The 14,688-nt window shown below is 51.9% G+C and carries 21 protein-coding genes; 15 read left to right on the plus strand and 6 right to left on the minus strand.

From position 1 onward, the window contains the following. The first annotated feature begins 3 nt into the window (after positions 1 to 3). The 12 genes from AC0CW1_RS00825 to AC0CW1_RS00880 all read left to right on the plus strand — a co-directional run bounded on the left by AC0CW1_RS00825 (position 4) and on the right by AC0CW1_RS00880 (position 7,167). The gene (locus AC0CW1_RS00825; protein WP_488181258.1) at positions 4 to 1,014 is read left to right on the plus strand and encodes a phage late control D family protein; all 1,011 of its coding nucleotides are present in this window, start codon (positions 4 to 6) and stop codon (positions 1,012 to 1,014) included. Position 1,015: 1 nt separating this feature from the next. Next, positions 1,016 to 1,447, plus strand: a complete 432-nt coding sequence (locus AC0CW1_RS00830; protein WP_488181259.1) for a phage baseplate assembly protein V — start codon at positions 1,016 to 1,018, stop codon at positions 1,445 to 1,447. A 2-nt stretch (positions 1,448 to 1,449) separates the two neighbouring features. Continuing rightward, complete coding sequence (locus AC0CW1_RS00835; RefSeq protein WP_488181260.1) at positions 1,450 to 1,842, plus strand: phage tail protein; 393 nt, start codon at positions 1,450 to 1,452, stop codon at positions 1,840 to 1,842. Then, positions 1,839 to 2,156 carry a GPW/gp25 family protein gene (locus AC0CW1_RS00840; protein WP_488181261.1) on the plus strand — a complete coding sequence of 106 codons (318 nt, stop codon included), beginning with the start codon at positions 1,839 to 1,841 and terminating at the stop codon, positions 2,154 to 2,156. The genes AC0CW1_RS00835 and AC0CW1_RS00840 overlap by 4 nt, the downstream gene beginning before the upstream one ends. Then, the gene (locus AC0CW1_RS00845) at positions 2,143 to 3,258 is read left to right on the plus strand and encodes a baseplate assembly protein (RefSeq protein ID WP_488181262.1); all 1,116 of its coding nucleotides are present in this window, start codon (positions 2,143 to 2,145) and stop codon (positions 3,256 to 3,258) included. The genes AC0CW1_RS00840 and AC0CW1_RS00845 overlap by 14 nt, the downstream gene beginning before the upstream one ends. After that, entirely contained in the window at positions 3,251 to 3,814 is a 564-nt protein-coding gene (locus AC0CW1_RS00850; RefSeq protein ID WP_488181263.1) for a phage tail protein I, read from the plus strand. Before AC0CW1_RS00845 ends, AC0CW1_RS00850 begins: the two co-directional genes overlap by 8 nt. A gap of 12 nt (positions 3,815 to 3,826) precedes the next feature. Then, positions 3,827 to 5,254 carry a phage tail-collar fiber domain-containing protein gene (locus tag AC0CW1_RS00855; RefSeq protein ID WP_488181264.1) on the plus strand — a complete coding sequence of 476 codons (1,428 nt, stop codon included), beginning with the start codon at positions 3,827 to 3,829 and terminating at the stop codon, positions 5,252 to 5,254. Then, the gene (locus AC0CW1_RS00860) at positions 5,251 to 5,565 is read left to right on the plus strand and encodes a hypothetical protein (RefSeq protein WP_488181265.1); all 315 of its coding nucleotides are present in this window, start codon (positions 5,251 to 5,253) and stop codon (positions 5,563 to 5,565) included. The genes AC0CW1_RS00855 and AC0CW1_RS00860 overlap by 4 nt, the downstream gene beginning before the upstream one ends. A 3-nt stretch (positions 5,566 to 5,568) precedes the next feature. Beyond that, entirely contained in the window at positions 5,569 to 5,721 is a 153-nt protein-coding gene (locus AC0CW1_RS00865; RefSeq protein ID WP_488181266.1) for a hypothetical protein, read from the plus strand. An 81-nt stretch (positions 5,722 to 5,802) separates the two neighbouring features. Next, a complete protein-coding gene (locus tag AC0CW1_RS00870; protein ID WP_488181267.1) occupies positions 5,803 to 6,102 on the plus strand; it encodes a hypothetical protein in 300 nt (99 codons plus the stop codon). A 3-nt stretch (positions 6,103 to 6,105) separates the two neighbouring features. After that, a complete protein-coding gene (locus AC0CW1_RS00875) occupies positions 6,106 to 6,888 on the plus strand; it encodes a peptidoglycan recognition protein family protein (protein ID WP_488181268.1) in 783 nt (260 codons plus the stop codon). Positions 6,889 to 6,900: 12 nt separating this feature from the next. Next, entirely contained in the window at positions 6,901 to 7,167 is a 267-nt protein-coding gene (locus AC0CW1_RS00880) for a hypothetical protein (RefSeq protein ID WP_488181270.1), read from the plus strand. Between the two features lie 432 nt (positions 7,168 to 7,599). On the opposite strand, the gene AC0CW1_RS00885 is transcribed toward AC0CW1_RS00880, so the two are convergent. Then, on the minus strand, positions 7,600 to 7,731 hold the full coding sequence (locus tag AC0CW1_RS00885) for a hypothetical protein (protein ID WP_488181271.1): 132 nt from the start codon (positions 7,729 to 7,731) through the stop codon (positions 7,600 to 7,602). A gap of 472 nt (positions 7,732 to 8,203) precedes the next feature. Beyond that, entirely contained in the window at positions 8,204 to 8,356 is a 153-nt protein-coding gene (locus AC0CW1_RS00890; protein ID WP_488181272.1) for a hypothetical protein, read from the minus strand. 130 nt (positions 8,357 to 8,486) lie between these two features. On the opposite strand from AC0CW1_RS00890, the gene AC0CW1_RS00895 reads away from it, so the two are divergent. After that, positions 8,487 to 8,729, plus strand: coding sequence for a hypothetical protein (locus AC0CW1_RS00895; RefSeq protein ID WP_488181273.1), 243 nt, complete (start codon positions 8,487 to 8,489; stop codon positions 8,727 to 8,729). A 27-nt stretch (positions 8,730 to 8,756) separates the two neighbouring features. On the opposite strand, the gene AC0CW1_RS00900 is transcribed toward AC0CW1_RS00895, so the two are convergent. After that, complete coding sequence (locus AC0CW1_RS00900) at positions 8,757 to 9,242, minus strand: FxLYD domain-containing protein (protein WP_488181274.1); 486 nt, start codon at positions 9,240 to 9,242, stop codon at positions 8,757 to 8,759. Positions 9,243 to 10,012: 770 nt separating this feature from the next. Between AC0CW1_RS00900 and AC0CW1_RS00905 the strand changes: the two genes are divergently transcribed. Beyond that, complete coding sequence (locus AC0CW1_RS00905; protein ID WP_012283966.1) at positions 10,013 to 10,696, plus strand: helix-turn-helix domain-containing protein; 684 nt, start codon at positions 10,013 to 10,015, stop codon at positions 10,694 to 10,696. 2 nt (positions 10,697 to 10,698) lie between these two features. After that, positions 10,699 to 11,022 (plus strand): hypothetical protein, encoded by a 324-nt coding sequence (locus AC0CW1_RS00910; protein ID WP_041314041.1) that lies wholly within the window; start codon positions 10,699 to 10,701, stop codon positions 11,020 to 11,022. A 69-nt stretch (positions 11,023 to 11,091) separates the two neighbouring features. On the opposite strand, the gene AC0CW1_RS00915 is transcribed toward AC0CW1_RS00910, so the two are convergent. From AC0CW1_RS00915 to AC0CW1_RS00925, 3 genes are read right to left on the minus strand one after another with little or no spacing between them, the layout of a single operon-like run. Further along, positions 11,092 to 12,660: a recombinase family protein gene (locus tag AC0CW1_RS00915; protein ID WP_012283964.1), complete on the minus strand. Its 1,569-nt coding sequence runs from the start codon at positions 12,658 to 12,660 to the stop codon at positions 11,092 to 11,094. After that, the gene (locus AC0CW1_RS00920) at positions 12,647 to 13,078 is read right to left on the minus strand and encodes a recombinase (RefSeq protein WP_488181275.1); all 432 of its coding nucleotides are present in this window, start codon (positions 13,076 to 13,078) and stop codon (positions 12,647 to 12,649) included. Before AC0CW1_RS00920 ends, AC0CW1_RS00915 begins: the two co-directional genes overlap by 14 nt. Then, positions 13,079 to 14,647, minus strand: a complete 1,569-nt coding sequence (locus tag AC0CW1_RS00925; RefSeq protein ID WP_488181276.1) for a recombinase family protein — start codon at positions 14,645 to 14,647, stop codon at positions 13,079 to 13,081. Between the last annotated feature and the right edge of the window lie 41 nt (positions 14,648 to 14,688).

The raw sequence follows: 14,688 nt of genomic DNA on the forward strand, positions 1-14,688 counted from the left end.
TCAATGGACGCCCGGGCATTGCGCCTCATACTGACATACAACAACCGAGATATTACCGCTGACATGCAACATTACCTGTTGGACTGGTCCTACACCGACCATTCCAGCGGTAAAGCCGACGACCTGCAGATCACCTTGGAGGATACGGAGTATCTCTGGAAGGGAGATTGGATGCCGGATAAGGGCGCTACCCTTACGGCGGCTATCTCCACAACGAATTGGGCGCAAGAGGGACAGGAGGAACTTCTCCCCCTGGGCCAGTTTGAACTGGACGAAATTGAATGCAAAGGTCAGCCGGAAGTTGTCACGATAAAAGCCGTGTCTATCCCAGAGTCTGGTTCTCTCCGTGAGGAGAAGACCAAGGCATGGGAAAAGACGCGGCTTTCGGTTATCGCCAAGGAGAAGGCCAATCATGCCGGGATGAAACTCATATGGGAAGTCGAGGACGACCCAGAATATGACCGGCAGGAGCAGGAGGAACAGACGGACCTAGCATTCCTCCATAAGCTCTGCGAGGACGCCGGCTTCAGTTTGAAAGTCATCGGCGATAGCATCGTCATTTACGACGACGCCAAGTACGAGGCCATGGATCCAGTCATGACCATTACCAAGGATAGGGCGCTCATCCTGAATTGGTCGGCAGCGAGCCAGACCAGAGACGTTTATTGCGCCTGCCGGGTTGAACACAAGCCCGGCAACAAAAAGGCCCCCATCGTTTACACGTTCACCCCGGCCAACCGGCCGGCAACCGGGAAGACGCTCGTCATAAAAGAACGAGTGGAGAACATAGCCCAGGCTGAGCGGTTGGCAAAGAAGAGACTGCGCCAGGCCAATCGGGAAGAAGTTAAATTCAACCTTGTCATGCTGGGCAATAGCAACTTGGTAGCCGGTGTGACGGTTATGCTTGACGGTTGGGGATGGTTCGACGGCAAGTATTTCGTCGTCACGGCCACACATAAAGGGCCGGGTTATACCACCAGCTTGGAACTTCGCCGGGTATTGGAGGGCTATTGAGATGCTGAAGTATGGCCGAATCTCTGCCGTCAACCCGGCGAAGGGAATGGCGAAGGTGGTATTCGAGGACACGGGCATGGTATCAACTGAATTGCCCGTTCTCCAGCGCCAAACGCTCAGGAATAAAGACTACCACATGCCTCACGTCGGGGAGCACGTGGCTTGTCTATTCCCTTCGGTGGGCGCCGAGGGGATCATCCTAGGTGCGATTTACTCAGATGATGATCCGCCGCCGGCAAATGACGACGGAAAGCGCCTGGTCCAATTCGAAGACGGCACCAGGATAGAATACGACCAGGCCACAAGCACATTAACCATATCCGCAATCAAAAAGATAGCCGTTAGTGCTCCCGATGGCATCTCGCTGTCTGCCACCAACCCAGCAGGGACAGGAGTAGTCATTCAAGGGAAATCTTCCTCGGGGAGTTGGTGACGATGATTGGCGCCCTAGGGGATGTGGTATTTTCCGTAAGCGCTGAGCAGCGCCAGACATTCCAAGACTTTCAGCGATCAACGGCGAGCCGGTGGGCCAAGCATGACATCATCATGCAGAAGCCCAAGACGGAGTTTCTGGGCCCGGACCTGGATACGATTTCATTCGCGATGCGTTTCGATGTGACGATGGGAATTAATCCGAGGGCTGAGATGGAACGCCTATTGGCTTTAGCGCGCTCCGGTCAGGCTGTACCCTTGACGATCGGAGGCAAGGGCCTTGGAGTATTCCTCTGGGTAGTCAAGTCGGTTACCCAAAAGTGGGATCAGGTCGATTCCCGAGGCAACGTACTGTCGGGGACAGCGGAGGTCCAACTGGAGGAGTATGCAGGATGAGCGAATACACAGTGGCCACATCCGGACAGGTCAACTTTCTACCGGCGTCGACGATTGAAGAAATCCTCCAGAATGTCCGAGTGATCATCTCAACCCCAAAATACAGTGTTCCTTTGGACCGGAATTTTGGTCTCTCCTTCGATGCGCTGGATGCGCCGCTTCCGATCGCACAGGCGAGGTTGACGTCGGAGATTATTATGCAGGTCCGGAAATACGAGCCGAGGGTGACAGTAACCCAAGTGACCTTTGAAGGTGATGCCACGGAAGGCATTCTGCGCCCGAGAGTGAAGGTGATGCTCAATGAGTCTGGCTAATCTGCCATCTGTTACGTTCGCCCAGAAAGACGTGACGGATATTGAATCGAACATTATCACGGTTTATGAGGGCCTAACCGGTCGAACGCTGGCGCAAGCGGATCCGGTTCGGCTTTTTCTTTTGGCCATCGCGCATATCATCGTCCAGCAGCGAACGCTCATCGATTATTCGGCAAGGCAGAACCTCTTGGCTTATGCCAAGGGGGAGATGCTGGACCACATAGGTGCCTTTGTCGACACGGAGCGCATGGAGGCCAGTTCATCTAAGACGACCATCCGCTTCACGCTTGCCGTGCAGCCGCAGGCGGTTACCATCCCCGGCGGGACCCGCGTTACTCCGGATGGGAAGGTTTTTTTCGCAACTACCCAAGCGGTGGCGGTGCCGATCGGAACGGCGACGGTGGATGTTCCCGTGGAATGTACCACTGCTGGAGCCGCCGGGAACGACTGGCAGATAGGGCAGATCAACAAACTGGTCGATCCTCTGCCCTGGGTGCAATCGGTGACCAACACATCGGTCAGCGGCGGTGGCGCTGATATTGAGGATGACGACAGCTACCGCGAACGCATCCGGCAGGCTCCACGGTCATTCTCCGTGGCTGGCCCCGAGGGTTCGTACATCTACTGGGCGAAATCGGCTCACCCGTCGATTGTTGATGTGTCTGTAACCTCCCCGGCGCCAGCAGAGATTGAGATCCGTCCGCTGCTGGATGGAGGGCAAATCCCGGGTCAAGAGATACTCGATGTCGTTGCGGAGGCATGTAACAGCAGGCAGAGGAGACCTCTCGGAGATCGCGTCACCGTACTCGCGCCAGAGACCGTCCAGTTCAAGGTCGAAGTTTCTTATTGGATCGATTCGGATAGCAAAGCGGCTGCGGTAAGCATTCAGCAGGCCGTGACAGATGTGGTGAACTCCTATGTATCCTGGCAAAAAGCGAAGCTCGGCAGGAGTGTAGACCCTTCCGAGTTGATTTTCCGCATGAAAATGGCGGGCGCCAAACGGGTCGCCATTACATCACCGGCGTATACGCCGATCACCGCCAGCCAGGTAGCGGTCGCCAATGCTGTTTCTGTGGCGTATGGGGGAATTGATAATGGCTGATATCCGAAGTGTCAGCTTGGTTGACTTACTCCCTCCAAGCATTAGCGGCGACGAAAGCGTACTGGCGGCCGCCAAGGCGCTCGACGCTGAACTAAAGGCAGTCACGCTGGCCATCGATGAGTGCGTTCTTGTTCCGAGACTCAACGCATTGCCTCAGCCAATCGTTGACCACCTTGCCTGGCAGTGGCATGTGGACTTCTACGACGCCACCTTAGACCTGGACACAAAGCGAAAGCTAGTCTCGGACGCATATCGGCGCCACCGGACAAAAGGGACGCCGTCCGCCATTGAATCACTCATTGCCGACGTGTTCGGGAGCGGAACGGTCGAGGAGTGGTTTGAATATGGCGGGGAGCCCGGGCGGTTCCGAGTGCTTACCAGTGAAGCGTCGACTACCAGCGAACAGGCGCAGCGCTTCGCGGACGCACTCAACTCGGTTAAGCGGCTAAGCGCCTGGCTCGATGGGGTGATTATCCAACTGTTCGGGGAGATGAACATAACGGCTGGATTCGCCCTCTACACAGGAGATCATTTGACGTTAGAACAGACGGCATAGCGAGGTGGAATCATGGCATTCGGCGGACTCATGTTTACAAACAGGGGACGGGCACTACAGGCCAAGGCGCAGGCCGGGGTGCAGTTACAGTTCACTCGTATTGCAGTGGGTGATGGGAACCTATCTGGTCAGATCGCAGATCTGACCGCTCTTGTTCATCCCGTACAGTCGCTGGCCATCTCAAAGACAAAAACCATGGCTGGAGGGAGGGCTGTTGTCGGCGGCGTGCTCTCCAACCAGGGGCTATTAGCAGGGTTCTATTTCCGCGAAGTCGGCGTTTTTGCACAGGATCCAGACGTAGGAGAAATCCTTTACTGCTACGCTAACGCAGGAGCCGGGGCGGAGTACATCCCTCCCGGCGGAGGTACGGACATCGTGGAAAAGGCGATCGACATTATTACGATCGTGGGAAACGCGTCGAGCTTGAGCGCAACGATCGACGAATCCTTAATCTACGTGTCTGTCTCCGACTTCAACTCGCATATAAACGCCCCGGCGCCGCACCCGGGACATGAAACCCCGAACGGAGCCCAGGCCAAGGTCAACGCCCATGCGAACCGAACGGACAACCCTCACGGCACTACAGCCGCCCAGGTGGGGGCCGTGGCCAAGGACGGAAGCATCGCGATGACAGGTCCATTGACGCTCCCCGGAAACGCCACGCAGCCCCTCCATGCCACACCGTTGCAGCAGGTCCAGGCGCTCATTGCAGCCTTGGTCAATGCATCGCCGACGACCCTGGATACCCTGAAAGAATTGGCCGATGCATTGGGCAACGATCCGAACTTTGCGACGACCATAACCAATTTGATCGGTACGGTACAGGGTAATCTTACGTCGCATTTGGCGGATAACGCGGCACATAATTATACAGCTACGGACGTTTTGACAAAAATTAAAACTGTAGATGGTTCTGGTAGTGGTTTGGACGCCGACTTGGTTGACGGATTGCAAGGCTCCGTGCTTTTTGCGGCTAGAGCGACAATTGTTCCGACTGGCAGTGACCTTAATACCTTTACCCAAATGGGTGTATATAGAATAGAAGTATCAACCGGAATCACTAATTTGCCGCAAGGAGAAAACGTTAGTTATTCTTTGCTAGAAGTTGTAAGCGAGTACGGCTATATAATTCAAAAAATAACGACAAACACCTTAAGGAATATTTTCATAAGAACTCGCTCCGATGTCGGAGAAATTTGGAATCCGTGGACAAAGCTCTGGAACTCGGAAATGCTTCGTTGGAACAACGGTGCGCTCGAATACAACGATGGCTGGACGTATAGAAGCGTTGCCTTTCAACATTATCGTGGCAATGGTAGTCCAGAAGGTGTCGTAACTGCTCCCGTTGGTTCCATATACCAACGCACAGACGGTGGCACAGGTACAACACTCTATGTAAAACAAAGCGGAACAGGAAATACGGGGTGGGTTGGAAAATGATGAAAAAATGTTATGTCCTAAACGGACAGATTATCAACGTTGGCGATTGGGATTACCAAATCGTCAGGGTGCAGAAGGAACTTGCCCAATATGATGAAGTTGGGAATCTGGTTAAAGATGCCGTCTATGAAGACGTTGTGACCAACCCACTGCCGGAAGGCGCAGAGGAAGTCGAACTCGACATGGAATACCATCCTGACCGGGGCTGGTATCAAGTTGGCACGAAACCGCAAACCACCCAGGAAGACTATCTCCTGGAACTTGATTTCCGCCTGTCCACACTGGAGCTAGGATTAGGATTGGGGGTGTAGATATTGACTACATACAGTTTGTGCAAAAAAGTCATCGAAAATCGGACGTACAAAACGAAAGAGGACATGATGACCAAACTTGACGTGTTCTTGCTGAACAACCGGATCACTCAGGAGCAGTACAACGAACTGGTCGCGCTTCTCAACGCGCAATAGGACCATATCGCGACATAGCAAGAGCCGCCCTAGCAATGGGGCGGCTCGACTATTTACAGGAACTCGCGGAAGGAGATAACGATGACGAATGAAAATGGAGGTGGTCATGTGAGCGAGGGCGAGGTAACGCGAATCCTGGTGGGCATGGCGGAAATCCGAGCCGATGTCCGAAACCTGGCCGCTAACGTCAAAGAATCATTCGACCGGGGCTCCAAGAGGATGGACGCCATCGAGGAGCGTATCGACAAACACGAGGAGCAGCACGACGAGGAACGCAAAGAAAAGCAGCGCCTTGCGTGGCAAGTGAAAATGGCCATCATCGGCGCCTTTGTCGGCCCCACGGCAGCGCTGATTATTGCCAAGCTTTTAGGGGGTAACTGATACATGAACATCGTCCAAGTCAACCACAAATGGCGTGGAACCTCTAAACCGCGCCGGGCCACTCAAGGGATCGTGATCCACCACAGCGACACCGCCGGCGACGTGTCGGCGGCCACCATCCACCAGTGGCACCTGCAGCGAGACAACGGCACCTGGCTCGGCATCGGATACCATTTTGTGATCCGTATGGATGGCACGGTCGAGACGGGCCGCCCTCTCGATGCCCAGGGCTCCCACGCCGGCCCGTCGGCCAACCCTGTGACGATCGGCGTCTGTCTGGCCGGCAACTTCGAAACCGGGCAGCCCACCGAAGCCCAGTATCAAGCCCTGGCTGACCTGGTCAAATACATCTGCGGCATCTACGGAGACATCCCGGTGAGCGGTCACCGGGACTGGGCGGCCACAGACTGCCCCGGCCGAAACCTTGATTTCGAGCGGCTGAATCAACTGATCAAGGGGGAAAGCGCGATGGAACCCAAAGCTATCGTCAAAGGCGTGGAAATTCCATGCCGCATTGACGGAGGGGCCATGCTCGTCTCCGTTCGCGCCTACGCAAAAGCCGTGGGCCGCGAATCGCGCTGGGACGAAGTCAAGTACGTCGCTGATCTCGGCTCAGCCCTCAGCGGCCATGGCTTGCCCGGCTACCCGCTGGTGACCGTGAAGCAGACGGCCGTCGTCGGTCAAATCGTCGACGGATACACCTATGCCCCCTTGCGCCCTCTGGCCGAGGCCGATGGTCTGCGGGTCGATTGGGATCAACCAACATTGACCGCTACGGTCGAGTAGGGAGGGATACTCATGGATGAACAAATTCAAACCCAGGAGCAACCCAAGCAAGGCATGAACCTCTTCGCCTATGCCGTCCTGGCCGTCTTCGGTGCCACGTTCATCGTCCTGGTCGTGGCATTCTCCTGGGCGCTCCAATCGCCGGATCCGCAGATCCAGGCCGTGGCCCGAGACATACTCAAAGAGTTCGTCGATCTCTTTAGGAGTTACTCCGGCGCTGTCCTGGGTGCGGCCGTAGCCGGACCTGCTGGGTATGTGTTGGGAAAAGCAAGTAAATAAAGCCAACAGCAAAACCCCCAGGTACTCCGACAACGGAGACGTGGGGGTTTTTGCATTTATATTTGAAGGGAAACATCGCGAATGCTCCTTTATTTTGTGCTGGTCAGAGCCAGAGGGGGTGAACCCCCTGGTTTGCTGGGCCTCGTTTCGATACTTACCGACCAACCAAAATAAGAATGATGACGATCGCGGACATGAAAAACATGGCCGCGACCTCAACATGAGCATCCTTCACGATGCTTCCCTCCTTATTAATTTTTCAAGGTGCCGCCATAGTATTCGCCGGCGCATCTATTTTTATGTCTTTGGTCAAAAGCCACAAATTAGAGTGCCCCGCCCGTCCCGATTATGGGATAGGCGGGGCATTTTGCGTTTATCCAGCGTCGGCTCGATAGGCAATAGAGGTCCACGGATCGCGCCTTGCCTCCGCCCCTACTCGGCGCTTGGCGTGATCCGCTTCGCTCTATAGCCGCCTCCCTCGATGCCGGTAGGCTTGGCAACCACGTTCTTGCACGTCCGCCGCCGATTCGCCCGCTGCTGGTTGTGGTCCGCTACATGCTGCACGGGTAGGGGTTTCCGTGCCGCGCCCTCCGGATGACGCGCTGTAACTCGCCGGGGTAGGTGTCGGGCTCCTCTTTGGTTTCCGTGCCGTCCGGTGGATTTACGGTCGTGGCCTTCCAGTGCTGCCGGATTCAGGCGCTACCCTTACCGGTCGTTCCATCAGCTTTGCCTCCACTCTGGCCAGCGCATTGCCGGCAGCGGCCCAGGTCTTCGCACCGCTTCATCCGTGGCTTGGGGCCGGTAGTTAGCCGGCCGCCGAGGGGAACTGTCCCATGTAGCGCTTTAGTCTGTTTTGCCCATTAGCGCCGTCACCAGCAGGTAGCTGGCCGCGACTACCACGATGGCCTGGCGCCACCAGGGATCCGCCGGCGAGTAGGTTGCCGCAATGGCGAGACCTAACGCACCGCGCTTCGAAATGAGGTTGGTGATTGATATCCGCTCTTTCATGCGATACTATGGAGATGAGGGTGGGGGATTACTCCCCCGACCCTTTGGGTTTTGGGCGGCGTAGCCGTGCGGGGCTTCGTCGCTTTTTCGTTTGCTTCCGCTTGGCGAGGTATGTAGTGATGTCCTTCGCCACCGTGTAGAGGAAGATAATCAGCGGAAGCCAGTCCCGAACCATCTCCAAAGTGCCACCTCCTTTCTGATATAATAATACCACGATTAAATAGTTAAATCAACGAATATTTCGTGGTTGGGCCAATATTTTTGACGTTTCGCCCATTTTTGTGTTATGATGTATCTGAGGTGGTGGGTGAATGGCTACGAGAATTGACCTGGGCCAGACGGATATAAGAACCACTGTCAGAATGATGATCGCAGTCTCCGGGCTATCCGGGTTATCGGAACTGGCCAGAGAGATGGGGGAGAAGGAGAATACACTTCGGTCGGCCGTCAATAACGGGACGATCCGCTTGTCTGATTTTCAACGCGCTGCGGAGATAATGGGCTTCTGTGTGGTGATCGAGCAGACTGAAAAACCCCGGCTATCCTCTGACTGAGGACGCCGGGGTTTTTCTTCTTTATGGCTAAAATCCGGAGATATCTTTGACCTTAAACTTTGATGCGTTTTCCTCCAACGCAATAGCCTTAAACTTCCACGTACCGCCGGGCTCCAGGTTGTTCGTATTGGCTAGTGTGCTACCAACCTGAGCGCCGGAATCATCGTATAGGTTAATTTCAATTTGAACATACTTGTATGTTCGGCTTGTGTTGTTTTTAACGGTTCCGACCACATAACGGGAGAATTGGTCTGATTGAGTCGATGAGTCAATAAGTTCTAGGTCCGGCTTTTTAGGCTCAGGCGGGGTAGAGGGCTTAGCTGGCGCCGTGCTTGTGGTGGAGGCATTCATTTGTCCGGTGCTTTTTGAGGAGGTCGGCACGGAAGATTCCTTACTACCGGAACTTCCTATCACCATTAAGACAAAAAGGATACCAACCCAAACATACCAGCGCTTCCAGAGGGGTTTTTTCGGCTTTTGTGGCTCCTGTGTTTGGGGGGCTAGATCTGCCATTAATACACCTTCCTTCATAATTTTACATGATATTTTCTACACAAAGAAAAAATTTCCTCCTTGCGCAAAGATTTTTTTTTGGAAATGCCTTGAACAATAGTTGTAGGGGAAGAATGAATATCTGGGACGCACCCCAAGATGCGGTAGGCAATGCCTACAATTTGCCTACCTCCTGAGCGTAATGCTTTAGCTTTTCGGGTAACGCCGGATAACATTAAATAAAAGTGTAACCCGCAGAGTGTTGATTTTACCGCTCTGCTGGTTACGGGAGATAATGAAAAAGCGCTCTAGATAAAGCAGTCTAAACATACGGGGCACGTGGAGACGGTAGTATTGATGTCGAGGGTAAAAGGGTGAGTGTGCAAAAAGTCCTGTAAATAAAGGCTTTTCGATGTTTGAGCGCAAAAACCTGATGTGTAAAAATCATAAAAATATCGGTTCGCGGGAACAAGTCAAAGCTGACAGTTTTGAGTGTGACAGAGCGATTTAGATGTCAGTGTTTGACGAGTGGTCGATTTAGATGTTGGGTGTTCGCGAGTGGTCGATTTAGATGTTTTTTGGATTTTCCGAGGTTGTGTGGTCAGGTTGGATGTTGATAAGTATCTGTTAATTTATGATGTAGAATCTTATTATGGATAAAATGGAACGAAAAACAGTAAAGAATTGGGGATGTTTTTGAGTAAAGAAATTCTTTAATTTTTTGAAAAGATGCTTGACGGGGATAAAGTCCCCACTTGTTAGAATGAGTCTTGAAAGGAGGTCGAACTTAAATGAGACCAAAAGAAATTCAAGAAAAACTTGGTATCGATGCCGACAGAATTAAGCTATTTAAGAGAGAGGGCATCTTCTTTCCGGAGAATCCGCCATCCGGAAACAGGAGTACAAATTATACAGAAACAGACTGTGAAAATTTACGTCTTCTTGTAGTGCTAACTAAATCTGGGCTTACCTGTAGTGATATAAGAAAACTGCAGGATGGCGAATGGACTTTGGAAGAAGCGATTGTTTCTCGTAAACAGAGTATTGATGCTGAGATAGCCAGAAAACGAAACTCTCTGTCTTTACTTTCAGAATTGCTTGATGATAAGGCGGAATTTGAGACATTTGAAACTGACCGTTACTGGAATGTTATTACGAAGAAGGAAGCAGCTGGAGAGGAATTCATCGACATCGAAGATATGTATGGTTACCGTCCAGTGTCGTTTATCCGTAATATCCAGTGCCCTCACTGTGGTGAAGAGTATGAAGTCGATTTGGAAGATTACCTTTATGACCAGAGTAGCGATGAAAGAGAAAATGGGATGGGGCCTGATATAGTGTACAGCTTTAATTCCGAAGATAATTTCGAATGCCCAAAGTGCGGTAAGGTAATACAAATTGAAGGATGGATTCGAGAGTATCCAGTTGGTGCTTATGACTCTGAGGATATTAATCTTGATGAATGGGAGGACTGATTATGGCGATAACGAATGAAGAAAAGAGTCTTTTGAAAAAATTGGCTTCAGGTGAATTAGATGGATTTGTAGGTGACGATTTAACTACTACCGGAGGCTCCACAGTTTGGAAGGCAATCAAGAATGGAGTACCAGTAATGTTCAAGCAAGGCCCTGGAGGAAAGTTCTTTAATGGCAAGGAGAATGAGCACTTTGAAGGTGTGATGCACACGTTGCAGGAATGGGCGAATGACGAGCAGAAGTTAGAATTTCTTAGAAAGTTCGGGTGGCTTATGAAGGATGAGGCGGTTAAAGCCTATAGTGCCATGTTCAAACCAAAGAAATAGTTGAAAATCAAACAAGACTCCCCATCACCGGATTTGTTCCAGTTCTGAGGAGTCTTTGCTTTGGTGCGATTATTCGTTTATCTCAACATTGACACCAGATTTGAATTCAACAGTGAATTTGTCCTCGTAGACGGTGACTTTTTCAATTAGCCGCCGGATAAGCGACTCATCGTATTCGGTCAGGGCGGTGGGCTGCTCCCGAAGGAAGGTGCCCATGTCGGAGATACGTTTTTTCTGTTCATCCCGCCCGGCGCTTTCCAGCTGAAGCTTTTGCTTTTCCTCGCGCAGGTGGTAAATTTCGTTGCCTACTTTTTCGTAATCCGCATTGGAAGTAGCCAGTTTCAAAAGCTCCGCCTGCAACTCTTTCAATCGCTTGTCGATGTCGGCAAGGACCTGGTCGTTCCCGTGGCTCAGGACGGTTTCAATGTTGTTCTGAAGCGTCGTAAGAAAGGTGTCCCTGTCGCAAAGCGTTTGGTTAATGGCCTTGACCAGCACCTGCTCGATTTGGCTTTCCGGCACGGTGCGGGCGTCGCAGAACAATCCGGTGTTTTCCAGGCGACTGATGCAGCGCCAGACAATGGACTTTTTGCCCCGGTTGTACCAGTGAATCCGGCGGTAAAACTCCCCGCAAACGCCACAATACACGATGTTCGCCAGACAGTGGCTGCTGCTGAACACCCGGTTCTTTCCGTTCGGGCTTTTATGGATTAAACGCCGACGCACCAGTTCCTCCTGCACCTGCATGAAAATTTCACGCGGGATGATGGCTTCATGGCTGTTTTCCACATAGTATTGCGGGACAAGGCCGTTATTCTTGACCCGCTTTTTTGTGAGAAAATCAACTGTGTAGGTTTTCTGTAATAGGGCGTCTCCGATGTACTTTTCATTCCGCAGAATCTGGTTGATATTGCTGGTATGCCAGCGTTCTTTGCCCGCGCCGTTTAGGATGCCGTCGGCTTCCAGCCCGCGGGCAATTTTTAGCATGCTGGCCCCTTCAAGATATTCCCGGTAGATGCGCTTGACGACTTCGGCTTCCTCCGGCACGACCACCAGATGTTTGTTTTCGTCCTTGGTGTAGCCGAGGAAGCGGGCACAGTTGACCTGAATCTCGCCCTGCTGGTAGCGGTACTGCAGGCCCAGCTTCACGTTCTGGCTCAGGGACTGGCTCTCCTGCTGAGCGAGGGATGCCATAATCGTCAGCAGGACCTCACCCTTGGAATCCATGGTGTTAATGTTTTCTTTTTCAAAGTACACGGGAATATTCTTTTCCTTCAGCTGGCGGATGTATTTCAGGCAGTCCAGGGTATTGCGCGCAAACCTGCTGATGGACTTGGTGATGACCATATCGATATTGCCCGCCATACACTCGTCAATCATGCGGTTGAATTCGTCGCGCTTTTTGGTGTTGGTGCCGGAAATGCCGTCGTCCGCAAAGATGCCGGCCAGCACCCAGTCCGGGTGACCGTTGATGTAGGCCGTGTAATGCTCAATCTGCGTTTCATAGCTGGTGGCCTGTTCGTCGCTGTCGGTGGAGACGCGGCAGTAAGCTGCCACACGGAGCTTCGGTTTTTCTTCATCTTTACTTTTGCGGATGTGCTTCCTCGCAGGAATCACTGTGACATTCTTACTGACTTCCATCTTCGTGCACCTCCATTTCTATCAGACTGTAGGCGTATTCCGCCTGCTGGAACGGGTCATCAAACCGCTGTGCTGCTTCTTTTATATAGAAGACAGTGGGAAAGACCACCGCAGTTTCTTCTTTTGGTTCACGGATGCGGCCAAGTTTCTCAGCCCGCTTGATACGCTCGGCTTCGGCAGCCGCAAACGTGTCGGGGTCAATAATTGCCGGGTAATACTCATTGCCAAGGTAACAGGCATTCCGCAGCATCCTGCCGATACCGGCATGGAAGGATTGAATGCCGGCCTTTTTGGCGGCAGTATTCAAAGAATCGCCGGATAGATAGGACTTAAACAGGTTTTTTACCTGCTCGGCAGCGACCTTGTCTATCACGGCTTTTCCATTTTCAATTCGGTAACCAAATGGTGTGTGGCTCATTTATCTCACCAGCCTTTCTTTCAGTGTAATGCCGCATTTTAACTCAAATCCTATTTCTGTCTTGGAATAAACAATAATCCGCTCCACAAAGCGTTGGAAAATGTCGCCGTGAAAGCAGGTCAACATCGTTGCTTTTGTGGTATAGTGCAGCAGCTCGCTGACTTCCCTCAGGTTTTGGGTGTCGCTATTTAAGAAGCGTACTAAGGATTCCTTTTGACGGTGTAACCTTTCGGCCTCCTGCAGAAGTTCATTGTTGCCCTTATTGTAAACGGCAGGCTCAAGGTATCCTTTGGTGAGAAGCCCCACCAGCACCTTTCGCTGTTCCGTGTTTTCTTCGAGTTTCTTGTCAAGCTTCCGAATGCTTGTCAGACTGTCGTCGGAATTCATGCCGCGCAGGCTCGCAAGCAGTGGCTTTAGGACGGTTTCATGTCCGAAGATGAGCTTGTTCATCATGGTGACGAATGCGTATTCAAAATCGGACTCCGGGATATATTTCATAGGACATTTCTTGATGTCCGCAATGTGAGTGGAGCAGCACCATGCGATGTATTTTCTGCCGCTCCCGTGAATTCGGCGTTTGAATTTACTGCCACACTGACCGCAGATGATTTTACCGGAAAAAGGATAACGGCTCTGGTATTTTTCGTTATACTTTACTTTTACTACACCTTTTTCCTTGCCGCGCTGTTCGATGATCATCTGTGCGGCTTCAAAATCTTCATGGCTGATAATCGGTTCATGATGGTTTTTGATCAGATACTGGTCTTTCTCGCCGTAGTTGGTGTGGCGGTTGAAGTGCTCATCGGTATAGGTCTTTTGGAAAATTGCATCGCCGGTATATTTTTCGTTGCTGACCATCCCGCGAATGGTTGTTGCCGTCCAGCAACCGCCTTTCTTGGTTGGAACTTTGCGACGGTTCAGGTCATCCGCAATTTTATGGGTGCCTTTGCCTGACAAGATTTCAGCAAAGATGAACCGGACGATTTCAGCCTGTGATTCATTCACGACCATCTTCCCGTCTACGGCGTCGTAACCGTAGGGTGGATAGGAGATTTTGAAGGTACCATTTTGGAACCTGCGCTTTACCGACCACTTGCTGTTTTCCGAGATGGAGACCGATTCACTTTCGGCCAGTCCACTCAGGATTGACAGCATGAGTTCGCTTTCCATAGACCCGGTGTTGATGTTTTCCTTCTCGAAATAAATGAAGATACCAAGGTCAAGCAGCTTTCTGACAAGTTCCAAGCAGTCGGTGGTGTTACGGGCAAACCGGCTGATAGACTTGGTTACGATAAAGTCGATTTTCCTATTTTCACAGTCGGAAATCATCCGAAGCAGCTCAGGCCGTTTTTCCTTTTTTGTGCCTGTAATGCCCTCATCATAGTAAAGACCGGCAAACTCCCATTCAGGATTTGCATTGATATAGGATTCGTAGTGCCTAATTTGGGTTTCAAGGCTGACCAGCTGCTCATCGCTGTCGGTGGACACACGGCAGTAGGCCGCAACACGCAGCTTGGGCCGCTCGGTAAGATCAGCCGTATTTTGGGCGATTTTCGTTACCTTTTTCATGCTCTCACCTCCTCGTATAATTGGGTAGTGTCAAAAGTTTT

The organism is Heliomicrobium sulfidophilum, from assembly GCF_057715735.1.